Below are 23124 nucleotides of genomic sequence, written 5' to 3'. Positions count from 1 at the left end.
TATGCAGGTGGTTGCTAGCTAACTATTCTTCTTTACATACTTGGTAAGAATCACGATTTGCTGGCCATTTACACGTCCCTCAATGTGTTCAGCATTATCATAAACCAGTGAGATGTTACGAACAGGAGTTCCTCTTTTTGCGGTAAATCCAGCTCCTTTAACGTTGAGGTCTTTGATAAGAACTACCGTATCTCCAGACTCCAATACCACTCCATTGCAGTCTTTATGAATCACTTCATCCATGTTATCTACTTCAGATAATCCACTTTTAGCCCATGTCAAAGTTTCCTCTTCTAAGTACATCATATCGAGTAAATCAACGGGCCAGCCTTCACCTTTTAATGTGTTGAGCATGCGCCACGCAACCACTTGAACAGCAGGTACTGTACTCCACATGCTTTCATTTAAACAACGCCAATGGTTAGGCTCTATAGAATCAGAATCGTTGAGTTGTTCTACACAAGTTTGGCAACAAACAATTTCGTTATCTGAATAATCGGTAGGTGGGACTTCGTATATGCTTAAATCGGTGTTAGCACTACATAATTCACATTGATGGTTGCTACGTGCAAATAATTTGGCTTCGGTCATTGAATAGGATAAGGTCTGTATATAAATGAATGAGAATATACACAGATCCTTATCCGAATATTTATTTAATAACCTATGGCTGCACCATCAGGTCGAGATGAATCAGCTGCACCAATAATGAGATTCTGTTCAGGAAAATAAGTGATGCCCATTAGAGCTCCTAAGTTAGTACGTGTACTAAGAGTATGGCCCATCGCTTCAAGGATTTTACGGGTATCGGGCGACATCAAATCACCTTCATAAACAATTCGGTCTGGTAGCCATTGATGGTGAATTTTAAGAGCTTCGATGGCTTTGTCCACACGCATATCATGTTCAACTACATTTAAAATAGTCTGAAACACGGTATTGATAATGGTTCGTCCACCCGGGCTTCCAATGAGTAAATATGGTTTACCGTCTTTGGCTATAATGGTTGGCGACATACTTGAAAGCATACGTTTTTCAGGGGCTACCACATTAGCTGGGGTTCCAATTTGTCCACGCGAGGTAGTAACACCTGGTTGAGGGTTGAAATCGCCCATCTCATTATTAAAGATGAAACCAAGCTTTTCAGATCCCATTTTCACACCGTAGCTATGTTCTAGCGTGTAGGTTAATGAAACGGCATTTCCATCTTTATCCATCACCGAGAAGTGCGTGGTGTTCGTGCCGTCGTAAAGCTGACCGAATTTCGAAGAATCACTTTCAGAAGCTTTAGTCATATCTAAGTTAGCAAAGCGGTTTTTTGCATGCTCTTTGGAAATTAATCTATCAACAGGCATGTCTGGGTTGAAATCAGGATCCCCTAAATGCTGCGCACGATCGGCGTAGGCACGTCTCATGGTCTCAGCTAATAGATGGATGTAGGAAGCAGAATTAAACTCGATCTCATCGAAATTTGCTTGCTCCATCATGTTCATCATTTGGATGATGGTAGCCCCACCTGAACTAGGAGGAGGCATAGAGTATATCTCGTATCCTTTGTACGTTCCTTTGAGTGGTTCTCTTTCTATAGCTTCATATTTAGCTAAATCTTCTTCGGTGATAATTCCACCATTTTCCTTCATATAGCTAGCAATCTCTTTGGCTACTTCACCTTTATAAAAACCATCTCTACCATGATCACGAATCAAAGAAAGAGTATAGGCTAATTCAGGTTGTGTCCATATCTCACCCGGCTCTGGTAATTCACCGTTTTCATTCAAGAAATACTGCTGCATAAAGGGCAGGTTTTCGTTTTTGCTATACGAACTACCTGCGCGATAGAGCGACCAAGTAAAAGGGAAGCCTTCTTTAGCTAGTGTAACAGCAGGTTGAACTACGTCTTTCCACGGAAGTTTGCCATATTTTTGATGAGCTTTATATAAGCCTGCAACAGTTCCCGGTACCCCAACAGCAAGGAGGGTGTTATGGTTGATCCCGGAGATTACTTCGCCGTTTTCATCTAAGAACATATCTTGAGTGGATGCTAAAGGCGCTTTTTCTCTGAAGTCGAAAGTTGTGGCTTTGCCATCTTTGTCCATAAATACGATGAATCCACCGCCACCAATATTACCTGCAGAGGGCCACGTTACCGCTAACGAAAAGGCTGTTCCTACAGCAGCATCTATAGCATTTCCCCCTTGTTTTAGAATATCAATTCCGGTTTGAGATGCAATTTCTGAAGCTGAAACCACCATGCCATTACGGGCATAGGTTTGTGCTTGAACAGTGGTATTCTGGAAGAATAAGCCCACCAATGCAAAGAGTAAGAGATGTTTAATCGTATTCACAGAGATATTAGTTTAGTTTGTTAATGGTGAAAACATAGCCAAAACAAGAAGTCTTGCCAAGCTTCGATAACCTTTGGCCAATGTAGGTTGAGAGTAATTCATTTAGTTTAATGAAGGTGCTTTACGGTGCTTTGTTTTTTGTTCGTATGCATAGCTTATTTCAATAAGTGTGGCTTCGTCGAACATTCGTCCTAAGATTTGTAAACCTGCTGGTAAATTGCCAGATGTAAAGCCCATAGGTACGGTAAAAGCAGGCTGACCAGTATGAGGCGCGATGACCTGACTATTATCTCCTCTATACTGAACTCGGAAGGAGTCAATTAATGCAGGTTTGTGATTCCATGAAGGGTATACTATGGCATCCACATTAAATCGATCCATCTCAGATTCAATAGCTGATCGATAAGCGATTCGACGTTTATCTGTAAATGGGTCCGAGCAAACTCCTTCAGTTGAAGTTTGCACATTTGCATTGGCTGATGATTGTAATCTTGAGGCCGCGAAGTCAGATTCAGTGCCCACTGCTATGATATCTTCGATGGTTTGCATAGAGCTATCTTTTACAAATTCCTGGAGGTATAACTCTACATCATTTTTAAACATTGCACACCATTGGTTTCTACGTACTTCATCGAAACTTGGAATCACAAAAGGGTCGATGATCTCAGCACCAGAATCTTTCATATCTTGTAATGCTTGCTCAAATAGTGCTTGAATCTCTGGATCGGTATTCGAATCACTTAATGCTCGTAGTACCCCAATTCTAGCGCCTTCTAAGCCGTCCTCTTTTAAAAACTGGGTGTAATCTTCCTCCACCTTCCCTTTTGAATAGATCGTGACGGGATCTTTTGGATCGAAGCCCGCAATCTGATTCAGCACTAATGTAGCATCGTGAACTGTTCGCATCATGGGGCCTGCTACATCATTTCTGAGATAAAGAGGAATAACTCCATATCTACTAGTTAGTCCTAAGGTGGATCTATAACCTACTAAAGCATTGTGAGATGATGGACCTCGTATAGAATTGCCGGTGTCGGTACCTAAGCCTATTACACCAAAGTTAGCCGCTATAGCAGCACCCGTTCCACCACTAGATCCAGCTGGTACATGATCAGTATTATAAGGATTACGAGTAAAACCAATGGTGGAGCTATGACTGTGCATCGGGCTAAAGGCCCACTCGGCCATATTCGTTTTGGCGATAATGATAGCTCCTGCATCTATTAACTGCTGAACCATAGTGGCGTTACTTTCAGGAATGAATCCATCTAGGGCTAGTGAACCCGCAGTAGTTGGTAAGCTTTTAGTGTTGAAGTTATCCTTCACCAACATTGGGATACCATGAAGTGGCCTTAAAACGCCAGTCTCTTCAAATTCTTGGTCTAGAGCTTGAGCTTGTTGGATGGCATCTTCATTAATCACACTAATGGCTGTGATCAGCGAGTCGTTGTTTTCAATACGTTCTATATAAGCTCTAACTAACTCTTCTGCTGTATAGGTGCCTTCTTGATAAGCAGTGTGGATTTCAGGAATGGTAAGTTCATCGAGTTGAACGGATGGCGAAGTATTGATATTAGAACATCCCCAACATATCGATAACATCGATATTAACAGCAGTTTTTTATACATAGAGTACATAATAGATAAATGATTGTACCCCAAAATTATAACAAATATGAAGCATTCCACCTAAAGCAATTTCTGTGAAGTTTGATAGGCATCCAAACTCTAAGGCATAAAAAAAGCCTTTCGAGTTGAAAGGCTTAAATAATCTTAGATTGGTAAAACGAAATGGTTTAGTTGTCTAAGTTGCCAACGTTTGCAGAAGCTCGGCCTTCAGCTATCGCTTTCAAGCGATCTACAGCTTCCCATAAGGTCATTGCTTCTTTAAGAGATTCATCAAATACATCATTCACGATAGGGTAGAAGTAAGGCATGCCCCATACTTGACGAGCTAACTCAGCTTTCATTCTGCCTTCATTCATCCATGATACTTCAGCCATATGACCTTCAGGAATAAATAGGGAGTCACTTCTAAATTCAGGTTTACTTACTTCATTGGTAACCACCAAACCGCGCTCTTTCAAAAGATCTTCGAAATCATTTAAATCGCTTTGGGTCCATTCGAACTCGTTTCTGAATTTCTCAAAATCACCTTCCCATTGTGCTCTAAATTCATCCCCTTTAGTGTCGAGGTAAGAACGCACAAAATCGAAAGAAGCTCTTTTACGAATGGTGAAGTTAATCACATAGCCAGAACGCGTTGTATCATCTTGGATGATATAATCAGGTACAATACCGCCGCCGCCATAAACAATACGGCCAGCATCGGTACGGTACTTTAATGAATCTGGAATTTCTTCAGAGAATTCTATGGCATCATTCATCGCGTTGTCGTTACGACGATAGATTTCATAGGCATATTCTTCACCGCCACCTTCCACAAAAGGCTTTTGAATTAAGCGTCCAGAAGGGGTGTAGTATCTAGAAATGGTAACACGCACGTTACTTTTGTCGATAAGCTCATACTGCTGTTGAACCAATCCTTTACCAAAGGTTCTTTTCCCAACAATCAAACCACGATCGTGATCTTGAATAGCTCCTGATACAATTTCACTGGCTGATGCAGCGCCTTCATCTACTAACACAATTACAGGACGGTCTTTAAAAGCACCATCGTTGCGTGAGTAGTACTCGCCATTGAATCGAGTGTGCTTACTCTTTGTAGACACAATTTCAGTTCCTCTAGGGAAGAATTCTTCTGCTATAGCTATGGCTTGCCCAAGGTATCCACCTGGGTTACCACGAAGGTCTAAAATTAGGCGTTCCATGCCTTCTGTTTCTAACTCTTCAGAGGCTTGCATAAACTCTTGATGCGTAGTAGCCGCAAAACGGTTTATTTTGATGTATCCCGTTTTGTCGTCAAGCATATATGAGCTATCAACGGTATAAAGTGGGATGTCATCGCGGATAATCTTGAAGTCCATTGGAGAGCTTACTCCTGGACGTACAATAGTAATATTTACTTCAGATCCTTTTTCACCACGTAAGCGCTTCAGCACTTGGTCGTTAGTGAAACCTACCGCACTGCTGTCTTCAATGGCTACAATACGATCACCAGTTCTAATACCTAGTTGATCACTTGGTCCACCAGAAATGGCTGTAACTACGGTAATGGTATCTTGAATGATGTTAAACTGAACACCAATACCCTGGAATTTTCCAGCAAATTCTTCCTGAACTCGTTCGCTGTCTTCTGGTTCAATGTATACCGAATGAGGGTCGAGTGTAGAAAATAAGCCACGGATTGCATATTCCGTAAGCTTTTTCATGTCTTCTCCCTCGGTGTTGTTGGCAACATAGAAATAAGCTTTTTCGAAACCTGTAAAGGCATCCGTAATGTCTTCAATTTCAACCCCAGCAAAGGTTGTATCAATAGGTGTGCCTTCCAATATCAAAGTGGAGTCCTCGATATGAGTTACAAACTCCTTGATACTCACTTGATACATGTTGTTTAGGTCAGCATCGCTAAAATAATTAGCCACAATACTTCGAGTAGCTTGAGCATACTTTATAATATTGGTTCGGTCATCATCATTGCGTTCAACAATGGCTTCAATACCTAATACATTAAGCAGCGACAGTACTGCTACTATTACAACTTGTGGGGCGATGAATTTTTTTAACGACATATAAGGATAATTTCTTTGTTACCTCTTAACTCTTGAGTCTAGCAAATGTTTCTATACTCACGATTGTAATCAATTACCGACAGTTAGGCAACGTTAAAGGATGTAATGGCTCAAGTCTTTATCTTTAACCAAAGAATCCAATTGTTTGTTCACATAGGTTGGATCGATTGTAATCTCACCAGAACTGATATCATCAGGCACCGCAAACAATAACTCGTCGAATAACGAAGACATGATGGTGTGTAGTCTACGTGCTCCGATATTTTCTACTTGAGCATTCACTTCAGCCGCAATTTTTGCCAATTCTCGAATAGCTTCATCCGTGAAAGAGATGGAAACTCCTTCGGTTTCAAGCATGGCTTCATACTGTTTAGTAAGCGCGTTCTTCGGTTCCGACAGAATTTTGTAGAAATCATCTTCAGTAAGTGAATTTAATTCTACACGAATTGGGAAACGTCCTTGAAGCTCAGGAATCATATCCGAAGGTTTTGAAACGTGAAAAGCTCCAGAACCAATAAATAAAATGTGGTCGGTTTTAACGATTCCGTGTTTGGTGTTCACAGTGCTTCCTTCCACAATTGGAAGTAGATCGCGCTGTACCCCTTGGCGACTTACATCGGGTCCGCTTTTACCTGCACCTGTTGAAGGCTCGGCAATTTTATCGATCTCGTCAATAAAAACGATACCTTGCTTTTGAACACGTTCTAAGGCTTCTTGAACGGCTGAGTCGTGATCAATCAGTTTTTCTGCTTCTTCTTCAAGTAGCATTTCACGGGCTTCTGAGATAGGGAGCTTTTTCTTAGACTTATTACTCTTACCTACATTGCCCAGCATATCTTGGAGGTTCATCCCCATTTCTTCCATACCGCCTGGTCCAAAAACCTGCATCATTGGGGTTTTCTTGTTCTTAACCTCAATCTCAATTTGGCGGTCTTCTAATTCACCATTTTTAAGCTTTTCGCGGAAACGTTCTCGGGTGCGTTCATTGAGTTCGTTATCACTAGCTTTGGTTGGATCAAAATCAGTTTTATCACTGCTAAAACCTACGCCACTTGGCTTTTTAACAGGAGGGATGAGAATATCTAGAATACGGTTTTCAACCGCATCAGCAGCCTTTTCCTTCACACGGTCTTGCATTTCCTGCTTAACCATATTTACCGCTATATCGGTGAGGTCGCGAATCATTGATTCTACATCACGGCCTACATATCCCACTTCAGTAAATTTCGAAGCTTCCACTTTTAGGAAGGGAGCCATAGCTAATTTCGCTAAACGGCGGGCAATTTCAGTTTTACCAACCCCTGTTGGTCCAATTAATAAAATGTTATTAGGAACGATCTCTTCACGGATTTCTTCACGTGAGTTCAAACGTCTCCAGCGGTTTCTCAAAGCTATAGAAACCGATCTTTTTGCTTCTTTCTGCCCAACAATGTACTTGTCGAGTTCGCGTACAATTTGTTGAGGGGTTAAATTGTGTTCAGTAATCATGATTTACTCTTCGATTTCTAGGATAGTGAGATTATGATTCGTATAGATATCTATGTCGGCGGCGGTATTTAGCGCTTCTTCCACCATTTCTTTAGCAGAAAGATGGGTGGCATGCTTACTTAACGCACGAGCAGCGGATAAAGCATACGAGCCTCCACTTCCGATAGTAGCTATGTTGTCGTCGGGTTCAATCACATCCCCTTGCCCAGAAATCACTAAGGCATATTCGTTGTTCATTACAATAAGGAGGGCTTCCAATTTCTGAAGGTATTTGTCCTTCCTCCAGTCTTTGGCTAATTCAACAGCAGCACGTTGCATGTTGCCATTGTATTCGTTCAATTTCTCCTCATAACGCTCAAATAAGGTGAAAGCATCGGCGGTAGAGCCAGCAAAACCAGCTAAGATTTTGCCGTCATATAGTTTTCTTACTTTGCGAACAGTGGCTTTCATCACTGTTTTATCCATCGTTGCCTGTCCATCGCAACCTAAAGCTGCTTTTCCGTTGTGAATTACACCTACAACGGTAGTGGCATGTAAATTAAATGCACTCATTCTAAAAAATTAAATTCGTAATTAAAGCTTAATTGGCAAGAATCAAGCCATTGAAGGTACCCCGACTTTTCTATCGTCGTGAGTTGGATCTTCCATTCGAATTGTCAGAACGACCTGACGTTCTGTGGTTATTACCACCACGGTTCGACGGCTTTCGTTCCTTTTTAGATATATCGAGATCTTCTTTACTTGTAGAAATCACTTCCACTTCTTCAACAGCAGCTAAAGCATCATCAATCGATTCTCCGCGAATAATCACCTCGGTGATATCCACATCTGAACCGGCTAAGGTTACTCTAAAATCGTTAAGTGAAATAGTCTCTTCACCAATCACATTTACTTTAATATGATACTTTGTCATCCACTTCCAGCGCTTACTGAATAAGCCTTTGGTGATCATCGTTTTTAAGTACGGATTAACAAAGAGATCAACAGCTCTGTAAGCTGAGTTGTGTTTGAAGCGACTTAACCAACTCTCGATATCAGTGAGGATAGTATCCTGGCTTACAACATTACCAGAGCCGCCACACATTGGGCATACTTTAGATACAGAGTTGATTACACTTGGGCGAATACGCTGGCGCGTAATCTGAACTAAACCGAAGTCACTCATGCCAATAAGATTGGTCTTAGCTGGGTCTTTACGGAATTCCTTCTTTAGCTCATCATAAATTTTCTTTCTGTTTTTGTCGTCTTTTAAATCAATAAAGTCGACCACGATAATGCCCCCAATATCACGTAAGCGAAGTTGCTTAGCGATCTCACGAGCGGCATCTAAATTGGTTTTAAGCGAATTATCCTCTTGCTTGGCTTTCGCGGCATAAGGACCCGAGTTCACATCCACCACATACATGGCTTCCGTTTGTTCGAAGATAAGGTATCCACCCGATCTCATTCTCACTTTAGGATTGAAGATGGAGTTCACATCTTCAGAAATGTTGGTGTGATCAAAAATGTGTTCCTTGCCTTTATAGAGCTGCACATTAGGAACCATCTTTGGTGCTATCTGAGAAACATACGATTTGATGTTTCTATATAGCTTTTGATCGTCAACCAGTACGCGATCGTAATTTTTAGCGAATAGATCACGAATCAAACTCTCGGTCATATCTAAATCGCGGTGCAGAAGAGAAGGGGGTTTAGCCGTTTCTAGTTTATCAAGAATACGTTCCCATTTCTTTAACACATCTCTTAAATCGTCTTCAATAGCCTTATCGTCTTGTCCCTGAGCAACCGTTCTTACGATTACACCAAATCCATCGGGAACCATATCGCCGAGTACATTTTTTAAACGGCGACGTTCTTTGTAATTCGAGATTTTCTTAGATACGGCAATATAATCGCCCATTGGAATTAACACTAAGAAACGCCCAGCTATAGTGATATCGGTAGAAACACGTGGGCCTTTCGAGCCAATAGGCTCCTTTACAATCTGAACTAGGAGCTTCTGACCGTTACGAAGCACTTTACCAGCCAGCATCTGTTTCTCAACATTGCTGAGGTTTTCTTTGTTCTTGATATCATCCTTAGCGTAATTAGGAATGGCATTGCGACCATTTAACATCGCAACGTATTCGTCTAAGTGATCTCCGGCATCCGAAAAGTGAAGAAAAGCATCTTTAGGAGTTCCCATATCGATGAAAGCGGCTCTAATACCACTCATCACTTTATGGACTTTCGCTACATATATATTACCAACAGTACGCTGGTTCTCTTCGGATTGAATGAATAATTGAGCGAGCTCTCGGTCTTCGAGCAACGCAATACGGGCTTGGTCGCCCGAGGAATGAATGATTATTTGATTCTTCATTGAATTTCTTATTTGAAGGGCCGGTATTCGCAATACAAGCTATCCAGTCTCTGATCTTTAGGACTACATCTGGACTTCTAAATGTGTGTAGATAGGATGTTACCTGAGAAGGCAAAGCAGTAACATCGGCCTTTATTTCTTGAAAATTTGTTTGGTTTAGGGATGGCTCAGAAGTTGAACCATGAAAAAGTTCCTGTTTGATAAGTGTAAATACTAAGCTACAGAAACAGAATAAATCGATAGTAAGGTAGCCAAGAAGGTCATTGCTCTCTTCTTGTACCGTGTATTCTTGATATGTATTAGTTGCGTCTAGCAAAAAATAAATTTCTTAAAAAGTCTTTTTTATTTAACCGACTGTATTAAATACAAATATAACGCTGAATGTGCTAGAATAAAATCATTAAATCTTGAAAATGACAATTAGTTTTCAAGATTGATTTTAGAGTATTAAATGGTGTTGGAAGATGAAGGATTTATTCATCCACTCGGGTGATTTCAGCACCCACAGCATTTAATTTGTGTTCTAGGGATTCATAGCCACGATCGAGGTGATATACACGCAATACTTCCGTTGTATTTTCAGCAACCATTGCAGCCAATACAAGGCTTACACTTGCGCGTAGATCGGTACTCATTACCGAAGCACCTTCTAAAGGCGTTTTTCCTTGGATGTGTGCCGTGTTCTTTTCGAGGTGCATGTCGGCCCCTAAACGTGTGAGTTCAGGTACATAGCTAAAACGATCGAAATACACCGTATCGGTCACTTTCGATGCTCCTTCCGCTTGCGTCATCATTGTTGCCCATTGCGCCTGCATATCAGTTGGGAAACCAGGGTAGATCTCTGTTTTGATAGACACCGCTTTTAATTGCTTAGGGGCTTTAACCGAAATGGTAGTTCCATCTACCTTCACATCAGCACCAGTTTTCTTGAAAACAGGCAAGAAAGAGCCAAGGTGGTCGGGATTGCATCCTGTTAAGGTAAGATCTGAATCCGGAATCATAGCTCCGGCAATCATAAAGGTACCCACTTCAATACGATCTGGGTCATTATCTACTTCGATGCCTTTTAATTCATCTACGCCAGATATGATAAGGGTATCGGTGCCAATGCCTTCAATGTTGGCTCCCATTTTTACTAAGAAATTGCACAATTGAACCACATCGGGTTCTTTTGCAGCATTGTTAATCGTAAACTTCTTGGTACGAAGCACAGCAGCTAAGAGTAAATTTACGGTAGCTCCAACACTACTTGGTTTCAGAGTGAAACTGCTTTCAGCAAGTTCTTTATCGGCCTTGGCTATTACATACCCTTTGTCTAAAGAGATGTCGATACCCATGGCTTCCATGCCTTTAAGGTGAAGGTCAACGGGACGAGGTCCCCATGCGCATCCACCCGGAAGCGATACTTTTGCATAGCCATGCTTGCCAACTAAAGCACCAAGCATATAGAAAGAAGCACGCATCTTGCGAACTAAGTCGTAAGGTGCTTCCAGATGTGAAACCCCAGTAGGGTCAATTTCTAAGGTGTTTTGCTCTTCCTGAAAGTCAACCTTAGCACCTACAACTCTCAGTACATTGTTGAAGGTGTAAATATCTTGCAGTCGAGGTGTGTTTCGAATGGTAGATGGGGAATTTCCTAATAGAGATGCAGCTATGATAGGTAATGCCGCATTTTTTGAACCACTAATAGCAATGGTACCTTTTAAAGGGGTACCGCCTTTAATCACAAATTTATCCAAGGGTCTCGATCTCCAGTATGGGTGAGTTTTTTTCTAAAGACTGCCCAACTTCAACTTCAATAGAGGCAATGGTGCCATCTACTGCGGCTTTTAATTCATTTTCCATTTTCATGGCTTCGAGTATAACAATAGGCTGACCTTTTGTTACTTCATCGCCTTCAGATACTAAAATATCTAAAATTTTACCTGGCATCGGAGCTTTTAAAGAACCTTCAGCGGCCGCATTTCCTGTTTTGAATCCGAGTTTATCTAATAACAACTCTTGCTCATCTTTTACAGAAACTGTGTGCCATTCGCCATTAATAGAAAACTCAATGTCGGAACCGTCATAACTTACATTATCGATCTTGTAGAGTTTTGTTCCGAAACGGAGTAAATAACGGCCGTTTTGCTCGATGAACTCATACGATTCGGTAGTATCACCTACTGTAAAGGTATTTTCTTTTTCCTGAAGGTCTACCTGAATGGCCTTTTCGTTGATGCTAGCTTCAAATTTCATGCGGTACGTCTAATGCTTTTAAGTCCGGTTTTGGTTGCTCTGAAAGTAAACTCACGGATGTTATCACTGTCGTAAAAAGCCAAACCCGTGTCGATATCATCGGGGTTAAAAACTTCCACGAACTTGAAATTAACTAAATTCATGAGGTCATCACGCAGCGCTCCATAGTCCATTTGTGTTTCCTCCATAATCACTTCAAATGATTCAGGAAAAATGAGACGTTCAATAACTAAGCGCTCGGATGGGGTGAGTTTTTTCATAGACCGTGAAGATAGAGTAGAAGTGATTTTATAACAAACTTTAGTCTACCTTACTTCAACATCGCCGTAGCTGATTAAACGCTGATTGAAATCGAAAAAGTAAATGCGATGTAATCCACGTGCTAGTTGGTCAGAATTATCCGGACTTAATTCGCTCGCGCTGATACGAAAAATCTCTTGGCCCGGTGGAAGTGGGTTTTCAAAACTGCGATATAAATTCTTCCATCCACTGTTCGTTTGAATGCGAACATCTAAGCCTCGCACGGCTTGCACACTCAATACATTGTATTCGAACTCAATAAGGTTTCCCAATTGCACGGGATTTGGGTAAGGTGGAGTTACCTCGAAAGTGCCTTGGTAGATTGGAGATATGCGCCAGTCATCGGGGTCGAAACTGCTCACCGAACCTTGGTTATTGGTCATGGTTATTCCGGAAGGATCTTGGTATGCCTGACTTTCAAATTCGCGTTGTGCATCATCCCCAGAACAAGAAATGAGAAGGAATGCAGTTAGTAAGAATAATAGATGTATGAATCTCATATAAAGTATGTGTAAAAACGGAGATAGGGTTCGTTATTGCAGTTTCAAACCTTATCTTTCGCCCAAAATACAAAACATAATTATTGAAAAGACATGTTGCACGTAATTGGCATAAAAAACTGTAATAAAATCAGAGATACACGCGCTTGGTTAAGTGATAATGGAATTGATTATGAGTTCGTAGATTTAAAGAAAGAACCACTCACTATTGATGAGATCAAAGAGCTGGAGTTTAAAGTAGGCTTAGATGTGTTAGTTAATACACGTGGTACCACTTATCGTAATTTGGGATTAAAGGATAAAGAACTAACTGATGAAGAAATGATTCAGACTTTATTCGAGAATCAGTCAATGATTAAACGTCCAGTGCTTGTTCAAGACGAAGCCGTTCTTGTAGGCTTTGATGAAGAAGCGATTGAAAACTTCGTGAAAGCAAATAACGACGAAGAAGAGTAATTGAATAAAACTCTTCCACATAAAACTTTTAGATGGCTAGGAATGCTCTGTATGAGCATTCTATTTGCCACCTCCGCATTTGCTCAGCATCCCTATCCAAGTGAGCAGTTAAAGCCACCTACACTTCAACAAATCTTTGACGTTAAAGAGACCTTCAAATATGAAGTGAAGTATGGGTTTCTAAAATTAGGGTGGGTAGAAGTGGAGCTACTATCGGATACCACTTATAACAGCAAGACGTTGAAGCATATGGTAACGCGTATCACTTCAAATGCTCGCATACCATTGGTTGGTACTGAAATAGACTATTTTCATTCGCTTTTCTTTGTGAACGACGACGGGATACCCGTAACGGAATACTATTGGAAAGACAATATCGACGAGGATAAGTACAAAGATATCGAGTACAGCTTTGATCGAGAGGAGATGGTGGTTAGATATAAAGAAGAGGATGAAACTCGTGATACCTTAGCCTTGGTTGAACCTGCTACAGCTGGACAAGTCATTTTTTACTACGGTCGTATGTTTGCAGGCAGTGGATTTGATCGAACTTTGCCGGTGTATGTAACCAAAAAATTAGGCTACATTCACATGAAGAATCCCAAGAAAGTAGAGATGCGAAATTATGCCCCTTGGGAGGAAAGAGTGGCTACCTACAAAATGGAAGGAAGCACTGAAAATATTGATGGCCCTTTTGGGTTTTCAGGAAATTTTAGAGCATGGTATTTAACCGATGATCTTCGAGTGCCATTAGAAGCACGTGTAAAAGTGTTGTTCGGCAATACCATCATTCGACTTATTGAATACAACCGAATGGATAGATGAAGATTTTATTTAAGAAATTACCGCACGCCAAAGACTTAGCCCTGCCTAGTTACGAAACTTCTTCAGCTGCAGGGATGGATATTCGTGCAGCGCTTGAAGAACCGATGGTTTTGAAGCCGGGAGAGCGTGCTTTGATACCTACGGGTTTACAAATGGCAATACCTCATGGTTATGAAGCTCAAATACGTCCACGTAGTGGTTTAGCCATTCGAAACGGCATCACTATGTTGAACACACCAGGAACAATTGATGCCGATTACCGAGGAGAAGTAAAGGTAATTGCTATTAATCTAGGCCAAGAAGACTTCGAAGTAAGTCATGGTGATAGGATCGCACAAATGGTGATCGCTCCCGTTACTCAGTTTCCTGTGGTGGAAGTAGAAAACTTGGATGAGACTGAACGCGGCGAAGGTGGTTTTGGTAGTACAGGAATTAAATAACAGAATGCCTTATATCAGCCCGCTTGCAAAGTCTTAAGCCGTACCTACAGTTAATAAAACAAAACAGAAATTACCGTTTACTTTGGTTGAGTCAGGCTGTTTCTAACTTTGGAGATTGGTTTGGGTTACTGGCATTGTATGCTGTAATAGCACGTTATTCTGATTCGGAGTTACTACTAGGCCTCATCATCGTGGTGAAGATGTTGAGCTTAGCATTTTTCTCACCATTTGCAGGTTATTTGGCCGACCGTTTTAACCGTAGGCATTTGATGATTTTCTGCGATGTTGCCCGAGCTGCGGCACTGGCAGGTCTACTTCTAGTACAATCTGCCGAGACTCTTTGGTTGGCCTATGTGCTCACCGCAATTCAAATGATGCTTTCGGCGGTGTTCGAACCCGCTAAAACATCTTCCATCCCTAATGTTACATCTGAAGCTGAGCTTGTAAACGCGAATGTGATTTCAACAGCAACATGGAGTATCATTTTTACCTCTGGGATGGCCATAGGCGGTTTTGCCACCGAATGGCTTGGTACTGATATGGTCTTTATTCTTGATGCACTCAGTTATATCGTTTCGGCTTTGTTTCTCTATCGAGCGATAATCCCACAACAAGAGCAAACGGCCGAAGAAAAGCATAGAACTCGAAATCCATTCACAGGAATTAAAGAAGGGGCCAGTTACCTGATAAGAAACAGGCATATTCTGCGTCCGAGTTTAGCCAAAGGCACCTCAACTATGTTTCTAGGTGGATTGGTGTACTTGCTTATAATTGTAAGTGAGGATGTTTTAAAAATGGGTAGCATTGGCTTAGGCTTGTTATATGCTGCACGTGGTATAGGCACCGGTATTGGTCCGGTTATGGGGCGTCGTTTCTTCAAGAAAGAACAGGACTGGGTGATGATAATGGGCGCCTGTATTTTTGTTGCGGGTGCCATGTACACCGTGGTAGGATGGAGCAGTAGTATCGTAGTGATGATTCTTTTTGTGTTACTTGCTCATGCCGCTTCAGGTGCGAACTGGGTAATGAGTACGATCTTACTTCAAAAGCGAACGGTAGACACCTTCAGAGGGCGTATTTTTAGTACAGAGTGGTTACTGTTTACGATTGGGAATTCCATATCGGTAACTATTGCGGCACTCATACTGGAGTTCGAAATCATACCGATCAAACCACTGATTATGATTTACGGTGGTATGATGATGGTGGCAGGGTTATCGTGGACTTTCTATATCACGCCCCGTGAGAATGACTACCAAGAAACTCAAGCAACCCTATAGATGCTTTAAGTTTGTTGCTTAATTCGATTCGCAGTTGAGCATCCAATGCACACCGAATTTATCAACTAGCATACCAAATTTAGCGCCCCAAAATGTGCGTTGAATAGGCATAGAGGCTTTACCGCAATCGGCTAGTTGTTCATACACGGTAGCCTGTTCGTTTTCGTCGGTAAAATTGAGTGTGATTTGAATGTTGTTACCCTGAACGATTTCCTTATGTGGTGCACCGTCAGAAAACAGCATCAATAAGCCGTTTACAATTAATTCTGCATGCATAACTTTGTCTTTGTATGCATCATCTACAGGCATTTCAGTTTCGCCAAATCGCTGAATTTTTAGATCTCCACCAAAAACTTGATGGTAGAATGTGATTGCTTCCTCACAATTACCCTGAAAGAAGAGATAGGGTGATATGCCTTCCATAACTCCATTATTTTATGATTCCCTTATAATTACGATGAACTATAAGGAAGTGAGGGCATAAACCAAAATATTGGTGCCCATCTGTAACGCTTTTTGACGAAGTGCGGGAGGGTTGTTATGAATTTCGGCATCAGCCCATCCATCGGCTAAATTGGATTCCACACTGTAAAACACCACCAACTTTCCTTTGTGGAAAATGCCATAACCTTTAGGGGCTTTATTGTCGTGCTCGTGGATTTTGGGCAAGCCGTTATCAAAATCATACACCTTATTATAAATAGGGTGTGAGAAAGGTATCTCGATGAACTCTTCATTCGGAAATACTTCCCGCATCATTGAGCGAACATAAGGGTCAATGCCATAGTCATCATCGATGTACAAGAAACCACCATTTTCGAGATAAGACCGCAGGTTTTCCACCTCCGAAGTGTTAACGGCTATATTTCCGTGTCCCGTTAAAAACAGAAAAGGGTAGGAGTGAAGGTCGGTGCTTCCAAGGGCAACATCTTTGTACTTGTTGGCAATAGGAATAGGAAGCCGGTCTTTCGCATATCCTATTAAATTGGTTAGGGCAGACGGGTCATTATACCAATCGCCACCACCTCGATATTTAACACGACCAATCTCAAACTCACCACTGCTTTGGGCATAGCTTTCCACCACACCCAAAAAGGTGCACAAGCCAATAAGTAAAAGCAGTGATTTCTTCATGAAGCTGTTTATTGTGGGCGTTTAATATACGTTTGGATGGTATCGGCGGCAATAGACCCAAATACGCCAACGGCATTGTCTAAACGATAAATCAAATTTGGTATTTCACCCGGTGAGAGTGTAGAGCTTCCAAGTTGGACGGCTTGCGACCGCACGAAATCATATAAATTATCATCGATGATATTGGCCACAATTTGATTGCGTCCATAAAATGCTACGGCAATCCACGGGTATTTTAAGTTGATGGTACCATCAGCTCTAGTTTCGAAGTTGGCTTCATTTACGATGCCAGAACTTGTCTTCACAAAATCATTGATCTCATCCTCTTCTTCATCAAAGAAATCAGCATAAAGGGGGGTGAAATTCTCTATATCAGCATCCAAAGCGATGGTTGTAAAGATGAAATAGTTCTGCCGATCACGGTTTTCACTTGGGGTGATATCCAGTTCAATTTGATTGGGCGATTGGTAAATCACGGTGTCTGGTATGGCAGTGTTGGAACTAAAAGTATCTGGTACCGTGGTGTAACCTTGAATAACAATGGGGTCGTTATTGAAGGTGATATTCAACTGATAGGTACGTGCGGGCAACACTTCTAATTCGATTTCGGGTTCATAGATGCCCGGGTCTGCCATCCTATAGCTGAATTGTTGTTCAATATTTGAACCGATTCCATCTTCCAGCAAACGAATTTCAACATTGGCACCTTTCACCGCATAATCGTCGAAAATGTAAGCCTCCGACACTGGCGCTGTTCGAGATACAAACACCTTGGGCAAGGTGTTTTGGGCAACCATATATGCTTCCACTACATAAGCTTCTTCATACTCATCTTGTGGATATAAATCACAAGACACCCAAAGTGCTGACAGGGCAAGGAGTGTAATAAAAATTGATCTATTCATATTCATCATCAGAAGTTTACAGTATAGCTGATAGTTGGGAGTAGGGGAAGTAGAGGTACTTCGGAGCGTTCAACGGGGTTCTCTTCAAAATTGAAATTGTAGAACCAGATGTTTCGTCGTGAATACACATTGATAATTTGAAATTGCCATTCCGTACTCCCTTTGCCAAAAAAGGTGCCAAGTCTAGAAAAAGAGACGTCGAGGCGATGATAGGGAGGCAGGCGAGAAGCGTTAATCTTACCCACGGTAAAGGTGTTGAGGTCGTCGTTGGTCCATGGAGCATTTTTAGCCGCATATCGCCCGAGTACTTCCGTGTAAGCCTGACCCGTGGCATAATTAAAGGCTGCCGTAGTTTTCCACTTACTATTGATTTGATAGTTCAGAACCACATTCACATCATTTCGGCGATCATACTTTGGTGGGTAACGACGTCCGCCACCATCGGGGTTGAACATGCTGTTATTGTAGTTATCAAACTTTTTCCAGGTATAAGCAAAGGTGTATCCCACAAAACCGGTGAATCGTCCAGCTCTCTTTTCAAAGAACACTTCAGCACCATAAGCATCCCCATTTCCAATGCGGAAGATCTCGGGATAGGCTAAGCCTGAAATATCTTGTATAAAGGGATCGAGTTCGAAAAGGTCGTTCATGGTTCGGTAATACAATTCCACATCAAAACCGTAGCCTGTAAAAGGGATGGTTTTAGCCCCTACAATGAACTGATCTCCATAGGATGGCTTCACCCCGTCATCGGCAGTAAGCCAAACATCAAAGCCAGAAAAGGCTTCGTTGGTGATTAGGGTGAGGTACTGATTATAACGTCCGTATGCTGTTTGAAGGCGAATTCGCTCCATAGGGCGGTATTCGAGTGCAAGTCGAGGTTCTAAGCGAAGGTAGTCGCCATCAGAAAGGTAACTGCTGCGCAAACCACCCGTCACTTTCCATTTATCTGAGGGGCGCCATGTATCCGAGATATACATCGACCCATAGCGCGAGTGACTCCGAGACTGAAAACTATCCTCATTATCAAAACGATCTTTGAGACGAATGGTAAGCATCCCCGCCCAAACACCGATAGCAAATTCATGCTTCTCATTTGGAAGATATTCTAGGTCAGCTTTAACCGAGTAGTCGTATATATTATTTCGTCGTTCGATGGGGGTTCCACCAAATTGTAACTCAGGATAATTGAAGTATTGCGATCCTGTGAGTACGAAATTAGAAAACAGTTTCTCATTGAAGATGTGTGTCCACGTACCGCTGAGTGTGCTGTTTCCGTAGTTCAAACTAAATTCAGCATCGTCGGCAAACGGGAATTTCACGTTGTCTTCACCGGCATAAAAAGCCAGCGAAAGCTTGTCGTTCTTGGAGGCATCAAAATTTACTTTCCCGTTAAAGTCGAGGAAGTAAAACTTAGAGGGGATGTTGTCGTTGTTTTGCCGAAGGGCGCCAAGTAGAGGCTCCAGAGTACTTCGGCGGGCGGATATCATCCAAGAACCGCGACTATAAGGACCTTCCAAAGAAACACGTGAAGCTAACATACCAAGTGTGGCGGTTCCTTCCATTCGATTTCTATTTCCGTCTTTGTTGTAGATGGTAAGAACAGAACCTAAACGACCACCATATTCAGCGGGGTAACCCCCTTTGTATAATCGAACATCTTTGATCGCATCAGGATTGAAGGTGGAAAAGAATCCAAAAAAGTGGCTGGGATTGTATACCGTATTTCGGTCGAGTAAAATCAATGTTTGATCAGGTCCGCCACCTCGAATGTATAAGCCACTGCTGAAATCAGAAGCGGCTTTTACTCCCGGTAGTAATTGGATGGAGCGAAATACATCGGCTTCAAATACAGCAGGCAACGATTTGATAAGCTCTGTATCCACTTGTGCCGAGCCAATGTCTTTGAGCTTCTCTTCCTCGCGTGTACTTGTAACCACCACCTCTTCGGTTGTAACCACATTGGGTTCAAGTTTAATATCGAGGCGAAGGGGTTCGTCTGCCTTTAAGGTAATTTCTTTTCTGTAAGGCTTGTAGCCCACGTAGGAACAGGCAATGGTATAAGTACCCGGCGCTACATTTGTGATGGTATAATATCCAAGCGTATTGGAAGAGGTGCCTCGGTTGTTTTCAAGTAAGGCGATGTTGGCACTAATAAGGGTTTCACCGCTTGAAGCATCTGTGATATATCCGTTTACAGAAGCTTGCTGCCCAAGTACAGAAAGTGGCAATAGAAACAGCACAGTGAGTATGAATAGTTTAGGCATGTATCTCTTTATGAAGGTTTGGCGCCTTTAACGGGACAGGCATCAAAAAGTTGGCAAATAAATTCAATATTAACAGTTTGTTTACAATCACTTACAGTCCAAGGGATGGTTGTGGCGATTCATAAGCAGGTTTCGATAATGTTGTTCCGGCATGTTGATTTAAGTGATGTATGAAATGGGCAATTAACTGCGGAATTTCTTTCTCTTCAAACTGATGTACAAAAAACTGTAGCTGCTGCAACCCTTGTTGTTTCCAACCTGCGATGCGTTGTGCCCAAGCTTCAAGTCGGGTATAGTCACTTTCATGATTGGTTCCAACATACCGAATTAAAGCTGAAGGCGTAGTTAATCGCATATGGAGTAAATCACGGCGACCAGCAGTATCTGTAATTATATTGCTCACTTGATGCTGTTCCAGCAAGCGGTAGAGCTGAGTAGCCATCACTTCATCGTTAAACCAATCGGTGTGGCGTAGTTCGATGGCTAATGGTAGTTCATCAGGCCAATACTCTATAAAACGTTGAAGCCGGGGAAAATCTTTTGGGCTGAAGTCGTTATGCAATTGTGCAAAGCATCCACCTAGTTTTTGCTCGAAGGAATAGGCCATTTGGGCAAAGTCGTTTACTGAAGCTTCTACCTGTTGCAGTCTTTTTATATGCGTGATATTACGATGCACTTTCGGGTAGAACTTGAAGTCATCGGGTGTTTTAGCTAACCACTTTTGAATCTGCTCAACACTAAATTGATTGTAATAAGTGGCATTCAATTCAATGCTGTTGAATTGACGTGAATAATAGGTGAGTTCGTCTTTCGTACCCCGAGGATAGAAGCCTTGTAATTGTTGCCTGCCCCAGTTTGTACAACCCACCGACACGGAAAACGGCTGAGTTGAAGAAGCATTTTGTAATACTACTGCCGTATCAGGATGATCTTGAGGTAAACTAAAGTCAATTGAAGAAGGATCTTTAACGCTTCCGAATTTCATAATGGTACTGCAGTGAACGTATTAGGGGTAAACAAAATAAAGGGTTTCGATGTGGTGTAAAAGCGAAAATATGGGGGAATCATTCACGAATTTGGAACAATCGGAATAAAATAATGTGTTAAATAATTCGTATACTAAACGTCTGCACAAGATGGGGGTGTTCTGGCTTCGACGGGACGCGTAACATCGCAGGTTGCATGTCGAGATTGTCCAATGGATCTCGTAATAATATCCATTATGGAAACTAATGTAATTGACAATAATTACTCATACCGCCTAGCAGCGTAAGCTAGCTAAGCCGTTCCCTTGGCAGTGTGCCTATCCGCGCCAAGCTGAACGCCATATCAGGTAGGATAGCGTATTGTTATTGTCTGGTTTCAATGCGTGAAATTTATCAGACTAGTTTGAAGTCGCTTAGTTATTGGGCTCGGCTTCTTGCGAATGTTAATCAATAACTAAACATGTAGATGCTTGTAGATTTACTGTTTCGGACCGGGGTTCGACTCCCCGCACCTCCACAGTATCACATACAAAAAGCTACTTCGGGCAACCGAGGTAGCTTTTTTTTTGTTGGGTATCTTTTAGGATTTAAAGCTTACCTTCTATTATTAATTTCTTTAGTAACAATTAATACCAGATGTTTAAACGTCAAAAATTAAACTTACTTGAACTAATAATTTTTATTGGTATTTACACACTTCTATTTCCCTCGTTTGGTTGTAAGTACACACCTCAGGAAATCACACATCCAAGGAAAGAGTCATTGCCTAACGATGATTATTTCACGCATCTTTTTGAGGTATCTAGATTGGAAAATCAATCTGAAATAGAAATTGGGTGGGATATTTATAGTGACACGTCGAATTCAAAAAAGCTACCTATAGAAACCTACGATTATCGTAACTCTCAAAATCTATTTTTTACAAAGGATGAGTTATTCCTTTTAAACAGCTATGAATACAGTATTGATAGGATAGATTTTGAAGGGAATTTAATACAGCGAATTGGTAGAGCTGGAAGAGGTCCTGGTGAATTCGAGGAGGTAATTGCATTCACAGTTTCGGAAGATTTTAACCAAATTTTTGTAATAGATCGCCTAGAAATTGAAGTCTATACGTTTAAAGCTGAAAGCAAGAGCTATGAATATGATTTCACCCTTCAAAACATTTTCATGGAAGCCTATGACATATGCCATTTGAATGGGAACTTGTATGTAAGTGGATTTGATATCAATAGAGAATTATACAATGACCTTGTGAAATCTGAATCTTATACTAAAAGGATTCTGGAACTTGATAACGTTAATTTTCAAGGTCCAATTCTTAAGATTGATTTAGATAACAAGTCCGTAGTAATTGATTTCGGGTATCAATATAAATCTGAATATGGGTTTGGTATATATGAAGGAATACTCTCTCAAGTTGAGCTTTCATGTAAGGCAAAAAACCAATCTATTTTAGCAAAGATGATCTATGCTCCAATCATTTTTAGTTATAACCCTGATGGATCCGAAAATTGGGCCATTCGATTAGATGGTTTACGGAATAAAACATCGATTGAGAAATTTAATCCTGTTCAAGGTGTTGGGTGGTCTAAATTAGCAAATAAAGGTTTCTATGATATGAGTACCCCTTTTCGAGAGGTATCCAATTCAGAATATCTTGTTATGCAGTTTGAAGAGGTGAAGAGAGTAAACAAATTATTAGCTCAGCCACTTGAAGAAAGGCCGATGAACTTTAAAACAATGCTTCTTAATACGAACAACGGGAACTTAGATGTTTTAGAATCTTCAAGTACCTACTTTCATGGTTATATGAATGGTGTGACTTTATACTCAAATTATGATTTACCATCCAGACAAAGAGATTTCAGATATATTAAAAATGAAAGACACTGAATGTAAAGTG

The 23124-nt window shown here is 41.3% G+C and carries 21 protein-coding genes and 1 other RNA gene; 6 read left to right on the top strand and 16 right to left on the bottom strand.

What is annotated here, in order from left to right:
• Nucleotides 1–18: 18 nt before the first annotated feature.
• The 11 genes from B155_RS0107475 to B155_RS0107425 all read right to left on the bottom strand — a co-directional run bounded on the left by B155_RS0107475 (nt 19) and on the right by B155_RS0107425 (nt 12925).
• Nucleotides 19–591, bottom strand: a complete 573-nt coding sequence (locus tag B155_RS0107475; RefSeq protein WP_018127637.1) for a PhnA domain-containing protein — start codon at nt 589–591, stop codon at nt 19–21.
• Between the two features lie 65 nt (nt 592–656).
• The gene (gene ggt, locus B155_RS0107470) at nt 657–2252 is read right to left on the bottom strand and encodes a gamma-glutamyltransferase (RefSeq protein WP_157464819.1); all 1596 of its coding nucleotides are present in this window, start codon (nt 2250–2252) and stop codon (nt 657–659) included.
• Nucleotides 2253–2447: 195 nt separating this feature from the next.
• Nucleotides 2448–3947: an amidase gene (locus B155_RS0107465; protein WP_018127635.1), complete on the bottom strand. Its 1500-nt coding sequence runs from the start codon at nt 3945–3947 to the stop codon at nt 2448–2450.
• Between the two features lie 194 nt (nt 3948–4141).
• A complete protein-coding gene (locus B155_RS0107460) occupies nt 4142–6037 on the bottom strand; it encodes a S41 family peptidase (protein ID WP_018127634.1) in 1896 nt (631 codons plus the stop codon).
• A gap of 93 nt (nt 6038–6130) precedes the next feature.
• Complete coding sequence (hslU, locus tag B155_RS0107455; RefSeq protein ID WP_018127633.1) at nt 6131–7525, bottom strand: ATP-dependent protease ATPase subunit HslU; 1395 nt, start codon at nt 7523–7525, stop codon at nt 6131–6133.
• A gap of 3 nt (nt 7526–7528) precedes the next feature.
• Nucleotides 7529–8077 carry an ATP-dependent protease subunit HslV gene (gene hslV, locus B155_RS0107450; RefSeq protein ID WP_018127632.1) on the bottom strand — a complete coding sequence of 183 codons (549 nt, stop codon included), beginning with the start codon at nt 8075–8077 and terminating at the stop codon, nt 7529–7531.
• Between the two features lie 70 nt (nt 8078–8147).
• The gene (locus B155_RS13135; RefSeq protein ID WP_018127631.1) at nt 8148–9887 is read right to left on the bottom strand and encodes an Rne/Rng family ribonuclease; all 1740 of its coding nucleotides are present in this window, start codon (nt 9885–9887) and stop codon (nt 8148–8150) included.
• 473 nt (nt 9888–10360) lie between these two features.
• Complete coding sequence (murA, locus tag B155_RS0107440) at nt 10361–11626, bottom strand: UDP-N-acetylglucosamine 1-carboxyvinyltransferase (protein ID WP_018127630.1); 1266 nt, start codon at nt 11624–11626, stop codon at nt 10361–10363.
• Nucleotides 11619–12125 carry an acyl-CoA carboxylase biotin carboxyl carrier protein subunit gene (locus tag B155_RS0107435; RefSeq protein ID WP_018127629.1) on the bottom strand — a complete coding sequence of 169 codons (507 nt, stop codon included), beginning with the start codon at nt 12123–12125 and terminating at the stop codon, nt 11619–11621. Before B155_RS0107435 ends, murA begins: the two co-directional genes overlap by 8 nt.
• Nucleotides 12122–12385, bottom strand: coding sequence for a hypothetical protein (locus B155_RS0107430; RefSeq protein ID WP_018127628.1), 264 nt, complete (start codon nt 12383–12385; stop codon nt 12122–12124). Before B155_RS0107430 ends, B155_RS0107435 begins: the two co-directional genes overlap by 4 nt.
• 45 nt (nt 12386–12430) lie before the next feature.
• Nucleotides 12431–12925 (bottom strand): hypothetical protein, encoded by a 495-nt coding sequence (locus B155_RS0107425; protein WP_018127627.1) that lies wholly within the window; start codon nt 12923–12925, stop codon nt 12431–12433.
• A gap of 93 nt (nt 12926–13018) precedes the next feature.
• On the opposite strand from B155_RS0107425, the gene B155_RS0107420 reads away from it, so the two are divergent.
• From B155_RS0107420 to B155_RS0107405, 4 genes are read left to right on the top strand one after another with little or no spacing between them, the layout of a single operon-like run.
• Nucleotides 13019–13381: an arsenate reductase family protein gene (locus B155_RS0107420; RefSeq protein WP_018127626.1), complete on the top strand. Its 363-nt coding sequence runs from the start codon at nt 13019–13021 to the stop codon at nt 13379–13381.
• A 51-nt stretch (nt 13382–13432) separates the two neighbouring features.
• Nucleotides 13433–14206 (top strand): DUF3108 domain-containing protein, encoded by a 774-nt coding sequence (locus B155_RS0107415; protein WP_018127625.1) that lies wholly within the window; start codon nt 13433–13435, stop codon nt 14204–14206.
• Nucleotides 14203–14646, top strand: coding sequence for a dUTP diphosphatase (gene dut / locus B155_RS0107410; protein WP_018127624.1), 444 nt, complete (start codon nt 14203–14205; stop codon nt 14644–14646). The genes B155_RS0107415 and dut overlap by 4 nt, the downstream gene beginning before the upstream one ends.
• A 23-nt stretch (nt 14647–14669) precedes the next feature.
• Nucleotides 14670–15926, top strand: a complete 1257-nt coding sequence (locus B155_RS0107405; protein WP_157464803.1) for an MFS transporter — start codon at nt 14670–14672, stop codon at nt 15924–15926.
• An 18-nt stretch (nt 15927–15944) separates the two neighbouring features.
• On the opposite strand, the gene B155_RS0107400 is transcribed toward B155_RS0107405, so the two are convergent.
• From B155_RS0107400 to B155_RS0107380, 5 genes are all read right to left on the bottom strand, one after another.
• Nucleotides 15945–16349, bottom strand: coding sequence for a VOC family protein (locus B155_RS0107400; RefSeq protein ID WP_018127622.1), 405 nt, complete (start codon nt 16347–16349; stop codon nt 15945–15947).
• Between the two features lie 39 nt (nt 16350–16388).
• Nucleotides 16389–17060 carry a DUF4159 domain-containing protein gene (locus tag B155_RS0107395; RefSeq protein WP_018127621.1) on the bottom strand — a complete coding sequence of 224 codons (672 nt, stop codon included), beginning with the start codon at nt 17058–17060 and terminating at the stop codon, nt 16389–16391.
• Nucleotides 17061–17068: 8 nt separating this feature from the next.
• Nucleotides 17069–17965, bottom strand: a complete 897-nt coding sequence (locus tag B155_RS0107390; protein WP_157464802.1) for a DUF4249 family protein — start codon at nt 17963–17965, stop codon at nt 17069–17071.
• 8 nt (nt 17966–17973) lie between these two features.
• Nucleotides 17974–20232 carry a TonB-dependent receptor gene (locus tag B155_RS0107385; protein ID WP_018127619.1) on the bottom strand — a complete coding sequence of 753 codons (2259 nt, stop codon included), beginning with the start codon at nt 20230–20232 and terminating at the stop codon, nt 17974–17976.
• Between the two features lie 91 nt (nt 20233–20323).
• The gene (locus B155_RS0107380) at nt 20324–21217 is read right to left on the bottom strand and encodes a DUF72 domain-containing protein (RefSeq protein WP_018127618.1); all 894 of its coding nucleotides are present in this window, start codon (nt 21215–21217) and stop codon (nt 20324–20326) included.
• Nucleotides 21218–21370: 153 nt separating this feature from the next.
• On the opposite strand from B155_RS0107380, the gene ssrA reads away from it, so the two are divergent.
• Together ssrA and B155_RS0107375 are read left to right on the top strand one after the other, a co-directional pair.
• Nucleotides 21371–21738, top strand: a transfer-messenger RNA (tmRNA) gene (gene ssrA, locus B155_RS13740).
• 116 nt (nt 21739–21854) lie between these two features.
• Complete coding sequence (locus B155_RS0107375) at nt 21855–23114, top strand: 6-bladed beta-propeller (RefSeq protein WP_018127617.1); 1260 nt, start codon at nt 21855–21857, stop codon at nt 23112–23114.
• Nucleotides 23115–23124 lie beyond the last annotated feature (10 nt).

It is taken from the genome of Balneola vulgaris DSM 17893 (genome assembly GCF_000375465.1).
In the GTDB taxonomy this organism is placed as follows: Bacteria; Bacteroidota; Rhodothermia; order Balneolales; family Balneolaceae; genus Balneola; species Balneola vulgaris.
This window is presented reverse-complemented; position numbering and strand designations above follow the sequence as displayed.

What these genes read in the sequence shown, in the direction of transcription:
- B155_RS0107435 (WP_018127629.1), bottom strand. Translation starts at nt 12,125, where the DNA reads ATGAAATTTGAAGCTAGCATCAACGAAAAGGCCATTCAGGTAGACCTT.
- B155_RS0107475 (WP_018127637.1), bottom strand. Translation starts at nt 591, where the DNA reads ATGACCGAAGCCAAATTATTTGCACGTAGCAACCATCAATGTGAATTA.
- B155_RS0107460 (WP_018127634.1), bottom strand. Translation starts at nt 6,037, where the DNA reads ATGTCGTTAAAAAAATTCATCGCCCCACAAGTTGTAATAGTAGCAGTA.
- B155_RS0107430 (WP_018127628.1), bottom strand. Translation starts at nt 12,385, where the DNA reads ATGAAAAAACTCACCCCATCCGAGCGCTTAGTTATTGAACGTCTCATT.
- B155_RS0107425 (WP_018127627.1), bottom strand. Translation starts at nt 12,925, where the DNA reads ATGAGATTCATACATCTATTATTCTTACTAACTGCATTCCTTCTCATT.
- B155_RS0107375 (WP_018127617.1), top strand. Translation starts at nt 21,855, where the DNA reads ATGTTTAAACGTCAAAAATTAAACTTACTTGAACTAATAATTTTTATT.
- B155_RS0107415 (WP_018127625.1), top strand. Translation starts at nt 13,433, where the DNA reads ATGAGCATTCTATTTGCCACCTCCGCATTTGCTCAGCATCCCTATCCA.
- hslV (WP_018127632.1), bottom strand. Translation starts at nt 8,077, where the DNA reads ATGAGTGCATTTAATTTACATGCCACTACCGTTGTAGGTGTAATTCAC.
- B155_RS0107420 (WP_018127626.1), top strand. Translation starts at nt 13,019, where the DNA reads ATGTTGCACGTAATTGGCATAAAAAACTGTAATAAAATCAGAGATACA.
- dut (WP_018127624.1), top strand. Translation starts at nt 14,203, where the DNA reads ATGAAGATTTTATTTAAGAAATTACCGCACGCCAAAGACTTAGCCCTG.
- ggt (WP_157464819.1), bottom strand. Translation starts at nt 2,252, where the DNA reads ATGGTGGTTTCAGCTTCAGAAATTGCATCTCAAACCGGAATTGATATT.
- B155_RS0107380 (WP_018127618.1), bottom strand. Translation starts at nt 21,217, where the DNA reads ATGAAATTCGGAAGCGTTAAAGATCCTTCTTCAATTGACTTTAGTTTA.
- B155_RS0107400 (WP_018127622.1), bottom strand. Translation starts at nt 16,349, where the DNA reads ATGGAAGGCATATCACCCTATCTCTTCTTTCAGGGTAATTGTGAGGAA.
- B155_RS0107385 (WP_018127619.1), bottom strand. Translation starts at nt 20,232, where the DNA reads ATGCCTAAACTATTCATACTCACTGTGCTGTTTCTATTGCCACTTTCT.
- B155_RS0107390 (WP_157464802.1), bottom strand. Translation starts at nt 17,965, where the DNA reads ATGAATAGATCAATTTTTATTACACTCCTTGCCCTGTCAGCACTTTGG.
- B155_RS0107465 (WP_018127635.1), bottom strand. Translation starts at nt 3,947, where the DNA reads ATGTTATCGATATGTTGGGGATGTTCTAATATCAATACTTCGCCATCC.
- hslU (WP_018127633.1), bottom strand. Translation starts at nt 7,525, where the DNA reads ATGATTACTGAACACAATTTAACCCCTCAACAAATTGTACGCGAACTC.
- B155_RS13135 (WP_018127631.1), bottom strand. Translation starts at nt 9,887, where the DNA reads ATGAAGAATCAAATAATCATTCATTCCTCGGGCGACCAAGCCCGTATT.
- B155_RS0107395 (WP_018127621.1), bottom strand. Translation starts at nt 17,060, where the DNA reads ATGAAGAAATCACTGCTTTTACTTATTGGCTTGTGCACCTTTTTGGGT.